The 16558-nt window shown below is 51.9% G+C and carries 21 protein-coding genes; 12 read left to right on the top strand and 9 right to left on the bottom strand.

Annotation, left to right across the window (positions count from 1 at the left end):
• The first annotated feature begins 70 nt into the window (after positions 1 to 70).
• Together TK_RS04120 and TK_RS04115 are read left to right on the top strand one after the other, a co-directional pair.
• The gene (locus TK_RS04120) at positions 71 to 649 is read left to right on the top strand and encodes a TRASH domain-containing protein (protein WP_011249785.1); all 579 of its coding nucleotides are present in this window, start codon (positions 71 to 73) and stop codon (positions 647 to 649) included.
• On the top strand, positions 580 to 1845 hold the full coding sequence (locus tag TK_RS04115) for an MFS transporter (RefSeq protein WP_232500613.1): 1266 nt from the start codon (positions 580 to 582) through the stop codon (positions 1843 to 1845). The genes TK_RS04120 and TK_RS04115 overlap by 70 nt, the downstream gene beginning before the upstream one ends.
• 94 nt (positions 1846 to 1939) lie before the next feature.
• On the opposite strand, the gene TK_RS04110 is transcribed toward TK_RS04115, so the two are convergent.
• The 4 genes from TK_RS04110 to TK_RS04100 form a co-directional block, all read right to left on the bottom strand.
• Positions 1940 to 2854, bottom strand: a complete 915-nt coding sequence (locus tag TK_RS04110) for a hypothetical protein (protein ID WP_011249783.1) — start codon at positions 2852 to 2854, stop codon at positions 1940 to 1942.
• Positions 2855 to 2947: 93 nt separating this feature from the next.
• Entirely contained in the window at positions 2948 to 3106 is a 159-nt protein-coding gene (locus tag TK_RS11810; protein WP_011249782.1) for an alkyl hydroperoxide reductase, read from the bottom strand.
• Positions 3088 to 3291, bottom strand: coding sequence for an ATPase domain-containing protein (locus TK_RS04105; RefSeq protein ID WP_011249781.1), 204 nt, complete (start codon positions 3289 to 3291; stop codon positions 3088 to 3090). The genes TK_RS11810 and TK_RS04105 overlap by 19 nt, the downstream gene beginning before the upstream one ends.
• A 190-nt stretch (positions 3292 to 3481) precedes the next feature.
• Positions 3482 to 4027 carry a DUF998 domain-containing protein gene (locus tag TK_RS04100; protein WP_011249780.1) on the bottom strand — a complete coding sequence of 182 codons (546 nt, stop codon included), beginning with the start codon at positions 4025 to 4027 and terminating at the stop codon, positions 3482 to 3484.
• 199 nt (positions 4028 to 4226) lie between these two features.
• Here TK_RS04100 and TK_RS04095 point away from each other — a divergent pair, with 199 nt between their 5' ends.
• Positions 4227 to 5312, top strand: a complete 1086-nt coding sequence (locus tag TK_RS04095; protein ID WP_011249779.1) for an NAD(P)/FAD-dependent oxidoreductase — start codon at positions 4227 to 4229, stop codon at positions 5310 to 5312.
• A 104-nt stretch (positions 5313 to 5416) separates the two neighbouring features.
• Positions 5417 to 6589, top strand: coding sequence for an MFS transporter (locus tag TK_RS04090; protein ID WP_011249778.1), 1173 nt, complete (start codon positions 5417 to 5419; stop codon positions 6587 to 6589).
• Positions 6590 to 6614: 25 nt separating this feature from the next.
• Here TK_RS04090 and TK_RS04085 read toward each other — a convergent pair whose 3' ends face one another.
• On the bottom strand, positions 6615 to 7139 hold the full coding sequence (locus TK_RS04085; protein ID WP_011249777.1) for a ferritin-like domain-containing protein: 525 nt from the start codon (positions 7137 to 7139) through the stop codon (positions 6615 to 6617).
• 110 nt (positions 7140 to 7249) lie between these two features.
• Between TK_RS04085 and TK_RS04080 the strand changes: the two genes are divergently transcribed.
• On the top strand, positions 7250 to 7387 hold the full coding sequence (locus TK_RS04080; protein WP_011249776.1) for a MarR family transcriptional regulator: 138 nt from the start codon (positions 7250 to 7252) through the stop codon (positions 7385 to 7387).
• 39 nt (positions 7388 to 7426) lie between these two features.
• On the opposite strand, the gene TK_RS04075 is transcribed toward TK_RS04080, so the two are convergent.
• Positions 7427 to 7900 carry a ferritin-like domain-containing protein gene (locus TK_RS04075; protein WP_143598673.1) on the bottom strand — a complete coding sequence of 158 codons (474 nt, stop codon included), beginning with the start codon at positions 7898 to 7900 and terminating at the stop codon, positions 7427 to 7429.
• 60 nt (positions 7901 to 7960) lie between these two features.
• Between TK_RS04075 and TK_RS04070 the strand changes: the two genes are divergently transcribed.
• The 3 genes from TK_RS04070 to TK_RS04060 all read left to right on the top strand — a co-directional run bounded on the left by TK_RS04070 (position 7961) and on the right by TK_RS04060 (position 9941).
• Positions 7961 to 8245: a hypothetical protein gene (locus tag TK_RS04070; RefSeq protein ID WP_011249774.1), complete on the top strand. Its 285-nt coding sequence runs from the start codon at positions 7961 to 7963 to the stop codon at positions 8243 to 8245.
• A gap of 74 nt (positions 8246 to 8319) precedes the next feature.
• Positions 8320 to 9042, top strand: coding sequence for a DUF835 domain-containing protein (locus TK_RS11640; RefSeq protein ID WP_052273623.1), 723 nt, complete (start codon positions 8320 to 8322; stop codon positions 9040 to 9042).
• Between the two features lie 107 nt (positions 9043 to 9149).
• A complete protein-coding gene (locus TK_RS04060) occupies positions 9150 to 9941 on the top strand; it encodes a LamG domain-containing protein (protein WP_011249772.1) in 792 nt (263 codons plus the stop codon).
• A 1-nt stretch (position 9942) separates the two neighbouring features.
• On the opposite strand, the gene TK_RS04055 is transcribed toward TK_RS04060, so the two are convergent.
• Complete coding sequence (locus TK_RS04055; protein WP_011249771.1) at positions 9943 to 10224, bottom strand: hypothetical protein; 282 nt, start codon at positions 10222 to 10224, stop codon at positions 9943 to 9945.
• Positions 10225 to 10391: 167 nt separating this feature from the next.
• Positions 10392 to 11408, bottom strand: coding sequence for a peptide-methionine (S)-S-oxide reductase MsrA (gene msrA / locus TK_RS04050; protein ID WP_011249770.1), 1017 nt, complete (start codon positions 11406 to 11408; stop codon positions 10392 to 10394).
• A 186-nt stretch (positions 11409 to 11594) separates the two neighbouring features.
• Here msrA and TK_RS04045 point away from each other — a divergent pair, with 186 nt between their 5' ends.
• The 4 genes from TK_RS04045 to TK_RS04030 all read left to right on the top strand — a co-directional run bounded on the left by TK_RS04045 (position 11595) and on the right by TK_RS04030 (position 16038).
• The gene (locus tag TK_RS04045) at positions 11595 to 13307 is read left to right on the top strand and encodes a 2-oxoacid:acceptor oxidoreductase subunit alpha (protein WP_011249768.1); all 1713 of its coding nucleotides are present in this window, start codon (positions 11595 to 11597) and stop codon (positions 13305 to 13307) included.
• Positions 13304 to 14188 (top strand): thiamine pyrophosphate-dependent enzyme, encoded by an 885-nt coding sequence (locus TK_RS04040; protein ID WP_011249767.1) that lies wholly within the window; start codon positions 13304 to 13306, stop codon positions 14186 to 14188. The genes TK_RS04045 and TK_RS04040 overlap by 4 nt, the downstream gene beginning before the upstream one ends.
• Before the next feature lie 72 nt (positions 14189 to 14260).
• Positions 14261 to 14707 (top strand): peroxiredoxin, encoded by a 447-nt coding sequence (locus tag TK_RS04035; RefSeq protein WP_011249766.1) that lies wholly within the window; start codon positions 14261 to 14263, stop codon positions 14705 to 14707.
• A 101-nt stretch (positions 14708 to 14808) separates the two neighbouring features.
• Complete coding sequence (locus TK_RS04030) at positions 14809 to 16038, top strand: FprA family A-type flavoprotein (RefSeq protein WP_011249765.1); 1230 nt, start codon at positions 14809 to 14811, stop codon at positions 16036 to 16038.
• A gap of 59 nt (positions 16039 to 16097) precedes the next feature.
• Here the strand turns inward: TK_RS04030 and TK_RS04025 are convergent, their stop codons facing one another.
• On the bottom strand, positions 16098 to 16553 hold the full coding sequence (locus tag TK_RS04025; RefSeq protein WP_011249764.1) for a single- stranded DNA-binding family protein: 456 nt from the start codon (positions 16551 to 16553) through the stop codon (positions 16098 to 16100).
• Positions 16554 to 16558: the final 5 nt, after the last annotated feature.

Below are 16558 nucleotides of genomic sequence, written 5' to 3'. Positions count from 1 at the left end.
TTTGACCACAGTGGAAAGAGTGAAGGGAAAGTATTTTTATGAGTGTGCGAGAACACCCATCGGTGGTTTTATGAAAATAGACGACCTTGATCTGAAGCTCATATATCTGTTAATGGACGATGCGAGGCTGAGCATTTCTGAACTCGCTGAGAGGCTCGGCGTCAGCAGGCCGACGGTGAGAGCGAGGCTGGAGAAGCTCGAAAAAGAGGGGGTAATCCAGGGCTACACGATAAAGCTCAACCCGGAGCTCCAGAGGGCTCACAACGTTGTCGCTCTTGTTGTCAAAACGGAGAACCCGGAGAAGATGGACGGGTTCGAGGAGATAATCGAGGTAAACCGCTTCACGAGCACGAAGTACCTCATAAAGGTGGCAGTTGAGAACATGGAAGACCTCAAGCGGGTAATCGAGGGCACCGGCGTTGAAGTCATTGAGATAATGCCGATCCTTGAGAGCAAAGAGAAACCACCCAGACCAAAAATAAAAGTCTCTTACAAGTGCGACTACTGCGGGAAGGAGATAGTTGGCGAGCCGATAGTCTACAAGTACAGAAACAAGGTCTACTTCTTTTGCTGTCCGACGTGTTTGAGGGAGTTCAAGAAGACGAGGGAGAACTTAGAGAAAGCCATGGCAGGAGAAGAGAAAGAATAGAGAATCTCACGAGCATAGGTGATGTAGGATTAGTCCCTCGATATGGGGGGTTAGACTTGGACTACACAACCCGCTTTTACCTATCTGGATTCCTCAGGATAGCCTTTTACTCTGGTTTCTTTCTGGTTTACCTCCAGGAGATTGGGCTTTCAAAGGCCCAGATCGGCTTCCTGATGGGTCTCTCTTTAATTTTAGTCGCCCTCCTTGAGGTGCCAACGGGCGTGGTTGCCGACAGAGTCTCAAAGAAGCTGAGCGTCCTTCTCTCTGAGGGCCTCTCCGTCCTCTACGTGACAGTTCTATATCTGGCAAGCTCTTTTCCCATGGTTCTCGCTTCCATGATAATTGCCGCGCTGGCCACGGCATTTAGAACTGGTGCAGAAACCGCCTGGGTTTACGAACTGCTCAGCAGGGACGGCAGGGCTAACGACTATCCCAGGGTATACGGCAGGCTAAGGGCTTTTGAACTGGCTGGTGGGCTCGTGGGGATGATCACTGGTGGCATGCTGGCGGAGACTTTTGGAATGAGGTTCGCCGTCCTAATGAGCGCACCGTTCTTCCTGCTGTCGCTGGTGCTCACGGCAACAATTCCTGCGGACACGGTAAAAAGCAGGACATCTTACATGTCCCACATTTTTGAGAGCATAGATTTCGTTCGAAGCTCTTCCGTTGTGGCGTGGCTCATCGTATATGCGAACTTCATCGGGCTTTCCTTCGCCGCTTTTACCTCCTTTATGCAGCTCTACTTTTACGATGTCCTCTCCTCTGTCCTTGGAGTCTCTATGGTCATGGCCCTTCAAGCCGTAATTAACAGTGCTTCATGGTACATAGACACCGGGAAATATAGGAAATGGATCTACGATAAAGCTGGCGCTATTTTACCCATCCTTCTGTTTTTTGCAGGTCTCAATGAGTGGTTTGGCTTTCTTACGATGATTCTTGGCACATTCGTTTTTACCCAGAGCTTTAAGGAGTGGCAGGGACGGTTCCAAGCTGCTATTCCAGACGAGAAAAGGGCAACGTTGGGCTCTCTTTACTCCCTCACGGCAGCAATAACAAGTGGAGTTCTGAACGTTCTTCTTGGGCTTCTCTTCAACTGCGTTGGAATAATGATGGGGCTTATAACCACTTCGCTCTTTATGCTGGTATTAGGCTACGCTCTCCAGTTGAGCTTTGGGAGAAAAGTGTCCAAAACTTAGGCTTTTTCGGTTGTGGCCGTTGAATACCTGCTTTAATATGGGCCAGTTAGTAGCGGGATATTATCTACACACGCATATCCCTAACCAACGATCATTAATCCCAAATTTTTCCAGAACGCCGGGCCTTCAGCCCGCGGTAGATGCCTTTAACGTATAGGAACAGCCCCACTCCCGACGTTACGAGTGCCACCGGGACGTTCACCTCAAACCGGACATCCTTCAGTGCGGCATATGTGGGCACGGCGAAGAGGGGAATAATGAGGGGAGGTAGGTACCTGTAGGCGGGAGCCCTCGAACCCCTGAGGAAGTTCTTCTCACCCTTCAGCCCTTTGAGTGCGTACAGCGTCAGGGCAAGCAGAGGGAGAAGCACAAGGGGTGAAAAGGGCACCGCTATAAACGTGAAGAGGGCGAAGAACGCCACCACCGTGCCGAACGCCCCAATCTCCCACCTGGTCGGGATAAACTCCTCGGGAACGGTCAAGTCGAAGGTAAAGTACGCGACCACGAGAAAGACCGTCGAAATTAACGTGTAGGCCGCGAAGTGTCCAACGCTCACCGCGTAGCCGTCCTCAAGCTTCCAGTAGGTCGCCCAGAGGCCGAAGAAAACGCCGAGGCCGGCAAAAAGGACCGCCGCTCGAGGGAGGCTCCACTCACCAATGGCCCTTCTCGCGAGATAAGCCCCCAGGAGCATGGAAATCAGGGCGTGCCAAGCTAAAGGCGTCCATACAAGCTGGAAGGGAAAGGCCTTGTATGCTTCTTGGACGATAACACCCTCAACGAGCCAGCCGAAGACCGCTCCCACCAGAAAGACGGAGTAGGGGGAATCAGCCTTGAGGCGCTCCGCCATCAGGAGGACGAAGAACGCCAAAACTGAGTAGATTAGCCACGTCATAATGGCCCCGATGATGGTATCGTCAGCCTTCCACCTGCCCCAGAAGGCGAGCTCGGAGTAGAAGTAGAGGACGTAGCCGAGCGAGAGGGCCGCGAGGAGTCTCTTTATCGCGTTCATGGCGGGAGCTCGGACTCAGGGAATAAAACTTTTTTTGAAGGCACAAAAAGGGTGGTGTGCGATAAGGCGGTTGAGAGGTAAAAAGAGAATAACTCAAAGCTTCCCCACCAGCTCAAGACTGACATCCAGGGCTTCCTTCCCTGGCTCCCAGCTCGCGGGGCAGACCTTACCAGGATGCTCGCGGACGTACTTGGAAGCCTTGAGCCTTCTCAGGATTTCCTTGGCGCTCCTTCCTATGCTGAGGTCGTGCATCTGGACTCATTCTCCCCGAACTGCTCCATGCCGTTGTATAGGAACGTGGAGCCGAGGATGGTCTTTCCAGCACCGGGTTCTCCCGCCACGAGGACAGTGAAGCCCTCCGGGAACCCGTCTTTCAGAATGTTCTCGTCAAAGAACTTGATGCCCATTTTCACGGCCATATTATCCCTCCACTTCATACATAGGTTCGAACTTGGATATAAGGCTTTCTATGAGGGCGTAAGAATTCTTATTATCCTAAGATAAAACGAATAGAAAGTTCAAACTTCGTTCTCGTAACCTCAGTATATCGAGTTGGATACCCCTGGAGGAAGTTAACGAAGAGGATGCTCATTAATCAAAAGTATCAAATTGTAAAGATCGAGTGTTTTAACTTCCACTTTTCAGCGCCACTAGGAGCGTGAAAGCCATCACCAGCGCTATCTCGTATGTCTCCTCGAGCGCCAAGGAAGGCCAGTGGACGAAAGTCCCGAAGAGAGCAAGCAGGAAGATCAGGATGGAGCCGTACTTGACCTCCCTCTTCTCGCTCCCAGCACCGTAAACCAGCGCTCCGAGGAAGAACTGAACGAAGAAGTACGTCGAGACAAAGACGTGGGGCCTCGTTCCGCCGTGGAAGATCCCTATGAGAGCCAGAAATATCGCCGAGATACTGATGTAAGCCCCTCCAACCGTTTGAAGCTTGTTTTTGGCACTCAGAATGAGGTAGATGGCAAAGGCGAGGACGAAGATGCTCGTCGCTATCAGACCGTAGTTGTATATCCACGGCGATGACGCCTTTGACGGGTCGCCGAGGTCGCTGAGGGCGTTGTGGAAGAAGGAGAACCACCCATTTCTACTTATGCTCCACGCGACGAAGAGCCAGTAGACGATGCCGCCCGTTAAGCCGGACCATTTAAGGACTTTGAGCACATCCATGCAGATCCCCTATGATAGCAGGGTATTCACCAGATAAGGATTACCAGTGCCGAGAGTACAGTTCACAGGATTATAATTGAGCAATGGAGGTATATTTTTGCGTGAGGGGATTGAGACATTGTTGTCTCTTGTGGTTGTAAACCTAGAGTTCTCGAACTCCTTAAATACACCGCGGAGAAATTCTGTCGGTGCAAAGATTATGGAAATCGTTATCATTGGAAACGGCCCCGGCGGCGTTGAGCTTGCCAAAGAACTGTCCGGAGAGCACGAAGTACTCATCTTTGAGAGAGAAGAAGTCCCATTCTACTCAAAGCCCATGCTGAGCCACTACATAGCGGGTCTGATTGAGAAGGAAAAGCTCTTCATATACCCCCTTGATTGGTACGAGAGGAAAGGAATAAACCTGAAGCTTGGCGAAGAGGCTAAACTGATAGACAGGGTGAGGAAGGTTCTCGTCACGGATAAAGGCGAATACCCTTATGATATCCTCGTTATAGCCACTGGAGCGAGAGCGAGGGAGCCTACCGTCGATGGCAAGGAGCACCTCCTCACACTCAGAAGCATTGAGGACGCGGAGGGGATAAAGGCCCTGCTTGAGGAGCACGGGGAGGCTGTGATAATCGGCGGAGGTTTCATCGGCCTCGAACTGGCCGGGAACCTCGCAAAGGCCGGCTACGGCGTCAAGCTGATCCACCGGAGGGATACTTTTCTCGGCCTCGATGAAGAACTCAGTAGCCTGATAAGGGAAAAGCTGGAGGAATCAGGAGTTGAGTTCCATCTCGGCGCGGAACTCCTGAAGGCCGATGAGAACGGCCTTCTAACAACAAGGGGCTACATTGAAGGGAAAGTAAAAATCTGCGCTATAGGAATCACTCCAAACGTCGAGATAGCGAGGAGGAGCGGCATACACACAGGAAGAGGGATTCTGATAGACGACCACTTCAGGACATCCGCTAAGGATGTCTATGCCATCGGAGACTGCGCAGAGTACAGCGGGATCATCTGCGGCACTGCAAAGGCCGCCGCCGGCCACGCGAAGGTTCTGGCAAACCTCTTGAGGGGAAAAGAAGACCGCTATCCCTTCGAACTCCGCTCCTCAGTCTTCAAGTTCGGCGACCTGCCGATAGCCATCATTGGAAAGACGAGGGGAGAGGGCGAGTGGCTCGACGAGCACACCAAGGCATTCTTCCAGGACGGAAAACTGGTCGGAGCTGTGGTTATTGGAGACATTAGAAAGGCATTTTCCATAGAGAAAGAGCTGAAAAAAGAGCTTTACGGGGCTTGAGGATTCCAACTTTTTGCCCCTTCTAAGATTCAGCACTCCATTCAGCAACAGCTTGGGAGAAGCGTTTCGATAACCTTATAAACGCACCAACAGGAACTTCAACCATGCTCAGCGGTTACGGAAGGGACGCGAAGATACTCATAGCGGCCAATGCAGTGGGTCAACTGTTCCTCCAGTTCTCGATATTCATAATGCCATTCTATCTCCGCGCCCTCGGCTACGGCATGGATTCAATGGGGCTCTTCTTCTCCGTCCAGACCTTCATCGGCGGGCTGTTCTTCCTCATAGCTGGCCAGATTTCCCTCAGGCTTGGCTATAGGAAGACCCTTCTCATGGGAGCAGTCTTAGGCCTTTTGGGGAGGCTTTTCCAGGTTCTGGCGCTAAACAAGTACTTCCTACTCCTCGGATTTTTCCTCGTTGGTGTTAATATGGGCATCAGACAGCCCAATTTCTCTGCACTGTTAAGCGAAGAGGTTGGAGAAAAGCTCAGACACCACGCCTTCTCGATCAGCTTCGGCCTCGGGACGATATTCAACGCAATCGGAGTCCTCATAGCGGGCTTTGCTCCAGATTTTCTGACCGAGACCTTCGGGCTTATCCCCGAAATAGCCTACCGTCTGGTCATCTCGCTCGCGCTTCTCCAGTTCGCCCTGGTGATTCCAGCACTGCTTGTTATCCACGATGTCCCCGTGAAGAACCCGAGGATAAACTGGAACCGGGAGCTGGTAATCAAAATCCTTAAGTTCTCCCTGCCAAGCGCCCTCATCGGGCTTGGGGCTGGTATAACGATTCCCTACATGAGCCTATACTTCAACATCCGCTTTGGCCAGACTTTGGCGGCAATAAGCGGTGTCTTCTTCTTCCAGCAGCTTGTCATGGGTCTCGGCTCCTTCGGCCTTCCAAAGCTGGTGGAGAAGATAGGGCCCGTGAACGTCATAACGTCCTTCCAGCTCGTCGCGGCCCTGCTCTTCGCTACCTTCCCGCTAATTGACGTCTTCCTTCTGGCGGCCTTCCTCTACATCGTTCGTTCCATTCTCATGAACATCGTCTGGCCGATAAACGACTCCTTCATGATGGGCTTCTTCACGACAGAGGAGAAAGCCACCGCCGCCGGGATAAGGAGGGCCTTCTCGACATTCATGCGCGGCGCTGGGAACTACATCGGCGGAGTGCTCTTCTCAATCTCGCTCAGCTACCCGTTCTACGCGACTGCCACGCTGTACGTGGTGGCAACGCTGATATTCTACGGCTTCTTTGCGAGGTACAACAGGGCCTGAAAGAGAATAGGAAAGGCAAAAGGCCTCAGAAGTTGAAGTTTATGTCCTTCATGAGCTGGTCGTAGAGCTCTTCCTTGTAGAGCTCTGGATAGCGCATTATGTAGTCGTACTGCTTCTTGAGGATGTTGTAGTGGTTCCTCTCCATGTCCGCGAGCATCTCAAGGAGGAGCTTGGTCTTCTCGTTGCTCGCGTACTTGGCGAGCTCCTTGTAGAGCTTCTCGCTCACCAGCTCTGCCTGCATCGCTATCTCGTATATCTCGTCGAGGTTGATATCAGGCTTCTTGATGGCCTCGGCCATCTTCTCGGCTATGACCTTGAACTCTCCCATGACCTCCATCTCTATCTTCTTCGACTCGCCACCTTCGGCCGCAAAGCGCTCGGCCATCTTCTCTATTATCTCCCTGTGCTTGTCCTCTTCCTTGGCCAAGAAGAGAAGCTCATCTCTTATAATGTCGCTCTTGGTCATAGAAGCGAGCTTTTCGTAGGCCTCCTTGGCTCTGATCTCGGAGTTTACGGCAATCTCAAAGATTTCCTTCTCAGTAACTTCCATGCAGAATCACCAATACCATATTGAACACCGTCCCTATTAACCCTTTCGGCCGTTAAACCCGTAAGTTCGAACCTCGAAACTTCAAAATGCGAACCTAGGAGGGGAAGAAGATGAGTGTCGAGCTGGTGTTCAAGGTTCTCAAAGAAGCTGGCAGACCGCTCAAGTCTGCTGAAATAGCCGAGTTAGCTGGTCTCGATAAGAAGGAGGTTGGCAGGGCGATAAAGAAGCTCAAGAAGAAGGGAAGATAGTCTCGCCGAAGAGGTGCTACTACGCCCAGGCCGAGTGATTCAGAGCAGGAGCCTCCACGTCATCAGCCTTGAGTAGTGATCTCTTTCCATGTTTGCCAACATCTGGAGGGCGCTTCTTGCCTTCTCATCTTTTGCGTAATCTATTAGGTGCGCGTAGAACTTCTCGCTCGCCAGCTCTGCCCGAAGGGCCACATCTACAACGTCCTTAGCAGTTGTCTCAGGGGAGAGCAGCCTCTCAGCGTTCTCATAGAGAACGGCGAACTCCGTTACTATCTCCTCTGGCAGTTCTACCACAGGACTAAGGGTTTTCTCGTTTATCAGCCTCTCCACAACCTCCTTGTGGCCCCACTCCTCCCTCGCCAGAGTAAGGAAGAGTTTCTTCATCTCTTCATTTTCGGTAAGTTCCGCAAGTGCTTCATACACTCTGGCGGCGCCTATTTCGGAGCGTATTGCCATGGCTCTAACTTCATTTATCCCTATCCTCTTCTTTTCATCACTAGCCAATGCGCTCACCCCCAAGAATTTGGCAAAAGCGTTATAAAGCACTTTCCCCACCCCCAAAGAGGGAAGCTTATGAACATACTTTTGGGTACATCACTAAGGACAGTCCTTCTCCTCGTTTTCGCTTACATCCATCTTCGAACAAAGAGAAAATCGGCCCTATTCCTTGGAATCGCGCTTTTATTGAGTGGTGCTGTAGATTACGCTGCCTATATTGGTGATCCTACTCTTTTTGGCCTTATAGTCGGTGTTGTGGGTACGACTATAATCACGGCCCTTAATCTTCTCCTCGATGAGGAGAACATAGACACTATGATGCCACTCACAATGAAAACGGCCTCTACCTCCTTCCCATAGGCTCTTCGGTTCTCGGAGCACTTGTTCTTGAACTGGGAGTTGGGCGCCCAACTGGGGCCGTGAGCTATCCTTATGTGATCACGGGTATAACCCTTGCCCTAGCGGGCTTTCTAATAATCGAGTTCCTCGGAAAGCGGTACGGCTGGAGGGCCTACCTCTTTGGGGCCAGCATAGTTCTCCTCGGGGTTGGAGCAACCAGTACCGCTGTTATGATTGGAAATCGGGGCGTTCCAATTGTCAATCCAAACGATTGGGTAGTTTTAACAGCTCCCATTATAGTGACGTTAACGTATTCCCTTCTTGTTCTACATGGAGGGATGATCGAGGAGACTCCAGAAGAGATCAATATAAAGTCTGGAGTCACCATAGCACGGAAGATAGAGGAGAGAAGTCTGAAGGGCTATCCCGTGCTGGCCTTCATGAGAAAGCGCATCTCCGTTCCAGGATGGAAAACCTACTGGATAACAGCTGCTGGAAGGGACGAGACGAGCATATACCCGACCGAGCTCCATAAAATCGTGGACATGGTGGCAAGATACGTTGCAGAGGCAAAGAACAAGGGTGTAACCCCGGTGGTTCTTGTAGAGGGCCTTGAATTACTCGCGATGTACAACGATTTTAAGGCTCTCCTCAAGGCCCTGGCAACAATACACGATATCCTCGTGGTCGAAAACGGTGCGCTCATAATTCTCCTCGAGGAAGATGCTTGGGACAGGAGGGAATTAGAACTGCTTCGCTCCGTTCTCGGAATTGGCGTTTCTGCTCCCAAAAAATTGAAGCCCACAGTATCAAAGTGACTATTCTTGCTAAAGAAACGATTTGGAACATGTAGAACATATCGAACCAGGCAGGTTTCACCGAGTCCCTAATATCGACATCCTCTCTAGTCCTAATGGGTGGTGGCATGGACAGGGCGAGGATACTCCTCATTGCCATAGTTATAGACCTCATAGCGATTGGAGTCGTTGCAAGTGCCATCTATCAAGAGAACTCAAAGAAGACATCGGAGGAAGTCTCAATTGATGGGACTCCCATAGAAGGGGTGCTCAAACTCTACACCACTCCAACTGGGCCCATCAAGAGCATCAATGGAACCTTAATCGGCAACGTCACTGCATATGGAAGAGTGCTCCATTTTGATGGGAACGGCTACGTTGACCTCAGCAATGCCATCGGAGAAATATCGGACATGAAGGTTGGAGCTATTTCACTCGTCTTCCGCTACGAGGAAACCGACCAGAATGTCCTCCCAATCCTCTACTTTGGCGACAGGGAAGGAAAGAGCCTCTTCATAATTGAGATAGGGCACAACGGTGAGAACAACAGGAGGCTCTACGTCACCTGGATTCCGGAGGGAGATAAGCCTGCCCTCTGCTTCGACAGCGGCTTCAACCTCAAGCCCGGAAGGTGGTATCACCTCGTCGTGGTCGTGAGCGAGGATGGAAACACCGCCTACCTGAACGGAAGGGAGATGACCTGGAGGCACTACAACTTCGGGAACGAGAGCATGAGGCTCTTCTGTGTCGACATCCCGGGGAAGGAGCTCTTCACCCTCGGCTACGGAAAGACGGCGGACTCTGTAACGCCAGAGTTCCTCTACTTCCACGGGGACATCGCCGACCTTAGAATCTACCCCTGGCCGCTCAGCGCGGAAGAAGTCAGCAGCCTTTTGGAAGAAATAAGGAGCAGAAATTAGTTCACTTTCCATTTTTCAGTTTTTCAAGGAGTTCCATCGCGGCTTTTCTTATGTCCATCACTTCTTCAAGGTCTTCAAGGAAGCCAAGCCCTGTGTAGAACGCCTCCATCTTTTCAAGTTCATTAAGGAGAGTCAGGGCGTCTTTCTCAGTACTGGAGCGCGAGTCTATGCCGTGTTCCTCTTTGAGCCGCTCGAAAAACTTCTCACCGAGTTCATAAACGCCCTCCCTGGCCATGCCAAAAACTATGTGTGGAACATCAGACAGTTCAAAGAGGAATCTCACGAGAGCGAGCCTTTCAAGATCTTTCTCGCTGGAAGATGGAATAGAGAGATACTAGAGGCTTTCGTTAAAATAGACGACTAAGTACCAGGAATCCCTCCTGACAGGAAACTCCTGATCTCTCCCCCGTATTACCACTCCCATGAACCCTCACCTAATTTTTAGGATGACTACTTAAAAATCCCCTCGTAAGCGGTGTAGCCGTATCTTCTAAGCTCATCCCTTGGAATAAAGCGAAGTGCCGCGGAGTTTATGCAGTAGCGCTTTCCCGTTGGTGTGGGCTCGTCGAAGACGTGTCCGAGGTGGGAACCTGCAAAGCGGCTCCGGACTTCCCGCCCGCAGAGGAAGCCCTCGCACTCTCCAGCCTCAACGACTGCCCACTCTTCCAGGGGCTTTGTAAAGCTCGGCCATCCGGTTCCGGAGTCATACTTGTCGAGCAAGCTGAACAGGGGCTCTCCGGAGACCACATCAACGTATATTCCTTCCTCGTGATTGTTCCAGTACTCGTTGTGGAAAGGCTCTTCCGTATCTCCGAGCTGTGTAACCCTATACTGGAGGGGAGTTAGCTGACGTTTAAGCTCTGCGTCGCTGGGCTTAACATAGCCGAGCCAGTAGCCCTCTCTCTCAGGGAAGAGCCTGAAGTGCCGGTTTTTCTCCCAAACGGACTTTATGAAGCCCAGTCTTCCAGAGTAGAGCTTGTAGCCTTTGTAGTTCGCCTCAAAGCGGAAGTAGTAGCCCTGGTGGTAGTCTTCAGCCGGATAAAACTCCTTCGCTGGCAGAATCTCGGTAGCTATCGGCTCGTCGAATATTCCCGAAAGCTCAAGCCTTCTCTTCGATTCTTCCGCGAGTTCCCTCTGTTCCTCGTCGAGGTAAAATATAGCGGTCTTGTACTGCTCGCCCCTATCGGCGAACTGGCCGCCTGGATCCGTGGGGTCTATGTTCCGCCAGAAAACATCCAAAAGTCTCTCGTAGGAAATTTTTGATGGATCGTAAATCACCTTTACCGCTTCCCTGTGGCCGGTTTCACCTGTTGAGACGAGCTCATAGGTTGGATTTTCCACCCAGCCGCCGGTGTAGCCAGAGATTGCCTCAATCACTCCGGGAAGTCTCTCAAAGGCCTCCTCCATGCACCAGAAGCAGCCACCGGCGAATATTGCCGTCTTAGGTTCAATTTTGATACCACCCATTATCACATCTCCAACCGAATGATGTCGGAAATCTTTATATAGTTTTGCATACTATTACCTGTTGGTGGTTAAAAATGAACAGAAGTGCTCTAAGGCGCATTCTCTCCGTTTTTAGTTTTAGGATGATACCCAAGGGAAGGGCCCTCCCAAAGGGCAGACCCAGGGCGGCCCTGGTGGTGAGGAAGCATGAGTGAGTTTAAGGAAGACGTCTCCATAGTTCTCGGCGGAGCGGCCGGACAGGGCATCCAGACGGTTGAGGAAATCCTCACCCACGCCCTCAAGAAGTCCGGCTACCACGTCTATGCAAACAAGGAGTACATGTCCCGAGTCAGGGGCGGAATAAACACCACGGAGATACGCGTTTCTTCAAAGCGCGTCAGGGCCTTCGTGAAGAGGATAGACATCCTCGTGCCTTTCAAGCAGGGCGTTCTGAGCTGGGTTAGAGACAGGCTCGGAGAAAACACCGTCGTCTTAGGGGAGAAAGAAAACGTTGAGGAGGAGTTTTTGGACAAGGTCAACCTCGTCGAAGTCCCGCTCACGAAGATGGTCATGGAAGTCGGAAGCCAGCTCTACCTCAACACTACAGCGGCCGGCCTGATAGTCGGCTTCTTCCACGGAGACTTTGGGGCTGTTGAGGAATACATAAGGAAGCGCTTCGGAAGCAAGGGCGAGAACGTTGTCCAGAAGAACATCGAAGCGGCAAGAAAGGGCTACGAGCTGGGGGTGAAGCTCTGCGAGGAAGGGACTATCAAGATCGAGGTTGAGAGAGATGAGAAAGTTAAGGATGAAGTCCTCCTGACCGGCACGGAAGCGGTCGGAATAGGCGCCTTCGCTGGGGGTATGGACTTCCTGAGCTTCTATCCCATGAGCCCATCAACGGGAGTTTCAACCTTCGCGGCCCAGCACGCGGAGGAGTTTGGGATAATCGTCGAGCAGGTCGAGGACGAGATTTCGGCCATAAACATGGCGCTTGGAGCGTGGTACGCTGGAGCGAGGGCGATGGTGAGCACTTCTGGCGGCGGCTTCGCGTTGATGAGCGAGGCGATAAGCTTAGCCGGAATGGCGGAGAACCCTGTGGTGGTGCACCTTGCCCAAAGGCCAGGGCCTGCTACAGGTCTCCCAACGAGGACGATGCAGGGCGATTTGAACCTCGTCCTCTACTCCGGCCACGGCGACTTCCCGAGGATAATCCTAGCCCCAGGAAGCCTTGAGGAGGCGTTCTACCTTACGGCGGAGGCGTTCAATTTAGCGGACAAGTACCAGGTTCCCGTGATAATTCTCACCGATCAGTACTTCGTTGACACCTACTACAACCTCCCTGCTCCGGATATGGAGAAAGTCAAGTTCGAGCGCTACATCGTCGAGGCGAAGCCAGGTTATAGGCGGTACGAGCTTACAGAGGACGGGATCTCGCCGAGGGCGGTTCCAGGCTACGGAGAAGAGGTCGTGATTGCCAACGGAAACGAGCACGACGAGTGGGGCGACATAACTGAAGACGCCGAGCTCACGATAAAGATGCAGGAGAAGAGGGCCATCAAGAAGCTTGAGACCATAAAAAAGAACGCGCCGCTTCCGAAGCTTATAGGGAGCGAGAATGCCAAATACTTAGTGATAGCATGGGGTTCGACGCTCCACGTGGTTGAAGAGGCCCTTGAGAAGCTCGGAAGGGACGACGTTGCTCTGCTCCACTTCAGCTGGGTCTATCCACTCAAACCGAAGGTAAGGGAGTTCTTCGAAGGTAAGGTTCTCATCGATGTGGAGAACAACATCACCGGCCAGTTCGCAGAGCTTCTCAGGAAGGAGCTTGGCATAGAGGTGCACCATAAAATCCTGAAGTACGACGGGAGGCCGTTCTCGGTTGAAGAGGTTCTTGAGGGCCTCAAGGGGGTGATAGAATGAACGTCCAGCTTCCCACTGGGAGGGAGCTCTTCGAGCCGAAGAGACCCGGAAGCCAAGATATAGCATGGTGCCCTGGATGTGGCAACTTCGGCATAAGGAACATTCTCATCTCAGCACTGGCCGAACTCGGGCTAAAGCCCAACCAGGTTGCCATCATCAGCGGTATTGGACAGGCGGCAAAAATGCCGCACTACATCAACGTCAACGGCTACCACACACTCCACGGGAGGGCTATTCCGATAGCCACTGGTGTGAAGGCATCCAACCCCGAGCTTACGGTCATAGCCGAGGGTGGAGACGGTGATATGTACGCCGAGGGCGGAAATCACTTGCTCCACGCCATAAGGAGGAATCCTGACATAACAGTCCTCATCCACGACAACCAGGTTTACGGACTGACTAAAGGACAGGCATCTCCAACTACCATGAAGGGCATGAAGACCCCCACCCAGCCGTGGGGAGTGTTTGAGGAGCCCTTCAACCCGCTCGCCCTAGCGATAGCCTTGGATGCTTCCTTCGTCGCGAGAACCTTTATGGGATACTTCAAGGAGAGTGTCGAGATCATCAAGAAGGCCATCCAGCACAAAGGCCTGACCATAGTGGACATCCTCCACCCGTGTGTGAGCTTCAACAAGGTGAACACCTACGCCTGGTACAGGGAGCACACATACTGGATGGACGACCACGACCCCTACGACAGGGAGGCTGCCTTCAGAAGGGCTTTGGAGAGCGACCCGCTCCCGCTCGGAATATTCTACATCCACGAGAAGCCCACCTTTGAGGAGCAGGTTCCAGCTTATAAGAAGGACAAGACACCGCTCTGGAAGCGCGAGCCGAAGCCCGAGCTGGTGAAGAAGTTCTTTGAGGGGAAGAAGCTCTGAAAGGCCCAGAATGATTTTTTTTTCTTTTTCTTGCTTTATTCCTGCGATCAAAACTAATTGGGGTGTGATAGTGTGAAAGTTGGTGAAACGGCTCTGGATTTTGTCCTAAAAGATCAAGACGGAAAAGAATTCAGACTCAGCGACTTCAGGGGCAAGAGAGTCCTCCTCTCATTCCACCCGCTTGCGTGGACTGGGATATGCGAGAAGCAGATGAAAGCTTTGGAAGAGAACTACGAGCGCTTTGAGGAGCTGAACGTCGTTCCCGTTGGGATTAGCGTTGACCCCGTGCCGAGCAAGAAGGCGTGGGCAGAACATATGGGGCTGAAGAGGCTGAGGATTCTGAGCGACTTCTGGCCGCACGGGGCTGTTTCAAAGCTCTACGGCATATTTAGAGAAGACGGTGGCTTCTCAGAGAGGGCGAACGTGCTGGTTGATGAGGAAGGAAGGGTAGTCTTTTTCAAAGTCTACCCGATAAGCGAGCTTCCAGATCTGGAGGAGATTTTTGAAGTGCTCCACTGATCTCTTATTTTTAGCCTCTTTAGGGCAACAATTCTGTCCAAAACATATGGTTTGGGGAAAGCTTTTTTATGTTTCCGCACCAAAGGGGTTCGGTGATGGAAATGCCGAGGCTGTGGGTTGAAAAGCTCTGTACTGATCCGGAGCTCTACATCATAAGGGTTGATGATGACCAAATAAGGTACTTCGAGGCCACATGGGACATTCCCGAGGGGATAACTTACAACGCCTACCTGATGAAGCTCGACGGTGCAGTTGTCCTCTTTGATACAACAAAGAAGGAGTACACCGACCTTTTTATGGACGCACTTAGGAAGCTCGTTGATCCAAAGGAGATAACCCACATAATCGTCCACCACACAGAGCCAGATCACAGCGGTGCCCTGCCCAAAGTCCTTGAGGAGAACGGCTACAGGGCCCAGGTGATAGGAACCCAGTTCGCGAGGAACCTCCTTCAGGGGTTCTATGGAGACAAAGTTGTCGAGAACTTCAAGGTCGTCAAGGACGGCGAGGAGATGCAGATCGGCGGAAAGACCTTCCGATTCATAGCAGTTCCATGGCTTCACTGGCCCGACACGATGATAACCTACGTCGTTGAGGACAGGATAATCTTCTCCTGCGACGCAGGCGGCGGGTACTCAATTCCCGAAACCATCGACGACAGCGATGAGGAGTTCGTGGAGAAGTACCTCCCGCACGTGACCAAGTACATCGTCACCGTTATCGGCCACTACCACAAGTACATCGTCCAGAACATCAAGAAGCTGAAGAGTCTTGGAATAGTTGAGAGCGCTAGGATGATACTCCCCGGCCACGGCTTGGTGTGGAAGAGGGACCCGCTCAGGATATTCGAACACTACGAGCGCGTTGGTGCAGGGGTTTCCGAAAAGGACAAGGTTCTCGTCATCTACGACTCCATGTACGGTTTCGTTGAAAGGAGAATGGAGATCGTTCTTGATGAACTAAGGAAGCACGGAAAGAAACCTGTAGTTTACCGCTTCACGGACAAGGAAGCTCCAGCGGTCAGCGACATACTCGGCGAGGTTCCGAGCGCTGAAGCCCTGATAATTGGCGCATCAACCTACGAGGCCGAGATACACCCGAGAATACGCTACGCCCTCTACGAGATCGTTGACAAGGCCAACTACGAAAAGCCCGTTCTCATTGTCGGGGCCTTCGGCTGGGGCGGCGTTGCTGGTAGGAAAATCGAAACGATGATCACCAGAAGCAAGTTCGACCACGTTGCGACAGTTGAGAGCAAAGGCTACCCAACGCCAGAGGACGAGGAGAAGCTGAGGGAAGCCGTCAGGAAGCTCGTTCAGTGGACTTTGTAGTCCTAGCAACTTTTTTGTCCTTTTATACCTTTCATTTCTGAAAAATCTTAGAAAAAAGTTCAGCTCTCTTCCATCTCAGCCTTCAGCTTGAGGGATGTATGCTCCTGCTTCAGCTCCTCTATCTTTTCCACGAGTTCTTCGGCAACACTCCTCAGCTTCAGCGCCAGCTCTTCGACCTCTCTTATCTTCTGGTCTAACTCGCGTTCCCTTGCTTCAACCTCCTCCATGGCCTTTGCGAGCCTTTCCTCCTCGCTCTTCTTGTAGACTTCGATAGACAGGGTGTCGTAGTCCCACACTATTGAACCATCCTTGATGGAGAACTCAACGCTTATCCTGACAACGTCTTCCTTCTCAACACCTAACTTCTGGAACTCTTCAAATATCTTTGAGTTAAGCTCTCCAGCGGCCCTGACGACCTCCTTGGGATCAACTTTTCCCTTAACTAATGCAAAGAGCACCCTCCTTACTTTGTGAGCGTAACCACTGGCGCGGACGTAGCCGGTGTTTAACTTCATCGGCA

The sequence above is a fragment of the Thermococcus kodakarensis KOD1 genome (assembly GCF_000009965.1).
In the GTDB taxonomy this organism is placed as follows: domain Archaea; phylum Methanobacteriota_B; class Thermococci; order Thermococcales; family Thermococcaceae; genus Thermococcus; species Thermococcus kodakarensis.
This window is presented reverse-complemented; position numbering and strand designations above follow the sequence as displayed.

Bases quoted from the DNA above. Each gene is read 5' to 3' on its own strand.
- TK_RS04120 (WP_011249785.1), top strand. From the start codon at position 71: ATGAAAATAGACGACCTTGATCTGAAGCTCATATATCTGTTAATGGAC.
- TK_RS04110 (WP_011249783.1), bottom strand. From the start codon at position 2,854: ATGAACGCGATAAAGAGACTCCTCGCGGCCCTCTCGCTCGGCTACGTC.
- TK_RS11810 (WP_011249782.1), bottom strand. From the start codon at position 3,106: ATGCACGACCTCAGCATAGGAAGGAGCGCCAAGGAAATCCTGAGAAGG.
- TK_RS04105 (WP_011249781.1), bottom strand. From the start codon at position 3,291: ATGAAGTGGAGGGATAATATGGCCGTGAAAATGGGCATCAAGTTCTTT.
- TK_RS04100 (WP_011249780.1), bottom strand. From the start codon at position 4,027: ATGGATGTGCTCAAAGTCCTTAAATGGTCCGGCTTAACGGGCGGCATC.
- TK_RS04095 (WP_011249779.1), top strand. From the start codon at position 4,227: ATGGAAATCGTTATCATTGGAAACGGCCCCGGCGGCGTTGAGCTTGCC.
- TK_RS04090 (WP_011249778.1), top strand. From the start codon at position 5,417: ATGCTCAGCGGTTACGGAAGGGACGCGAAGATACTCATAGCGGCCAAT.
- TK_RS04085 (WP_011249777.1), bottom strand. From the start codon at position 7,139: ATGGAAGTTACTGAGAAGGAAATCTTTGAGATTGCCGTAAACTCCGAG.
- TK_RS04080 (WP_011249776.1), top strand. From the start codon at position 7,250: ATGAGTGTCGAGCTGGTGTTCAAGGTTCTCAAAGAAGCTGGCAGACCG.
- TK_RS04070 (WP_011249774.1), top strand. From the start codon at position 7,961: ATGAACATACTTTTGGGTACATCACTAAGGACAGTCCTTCTCCTCGTT.
- TK_RS04060 (WP_011249772.1), top strand. From the start codon at position 9,150: ATGGACAGGGCGAGGATACTCCTCATTGCCATAGTTATAGACCTCATA.
- msrA (WP_011249770.1), bottom strand. From the start codon at position 11,408: ATGGGTGGTATCAAAATTGAACCTAAGACGGCAATATTCGCCGGTGGC.
- TK_RS04045 (WP_011249768.1), top strand. From the start codon at position 11,595: ATGAGTGAGTTTAAGGAAGACGTCTCCATAGTTCTCGGCGGAGCGGCC.
- TK_RS04040 (WP_011249767.1), top strand. From the start codon at position 13,304: ATGAACGTCCAGCTTCCCACTGGGAGGGAGCTCTTCGAGCCGAAGAGA.
- TK_RS04030 (WP_011249765.1), top strand. From the start codon at position 14,809: ATGCCGAGGCTGTGGGTTGAAAAGCTCTGTACTGATCCGGAGCTCTAC.
- TK_RS04025 (WP_011249764.1), bottom strand. From the start codon at position 16,553: ATGAAGTTAAACACCGGCTACGTCCGCGCCAGTGGTTACGCTCACAAA.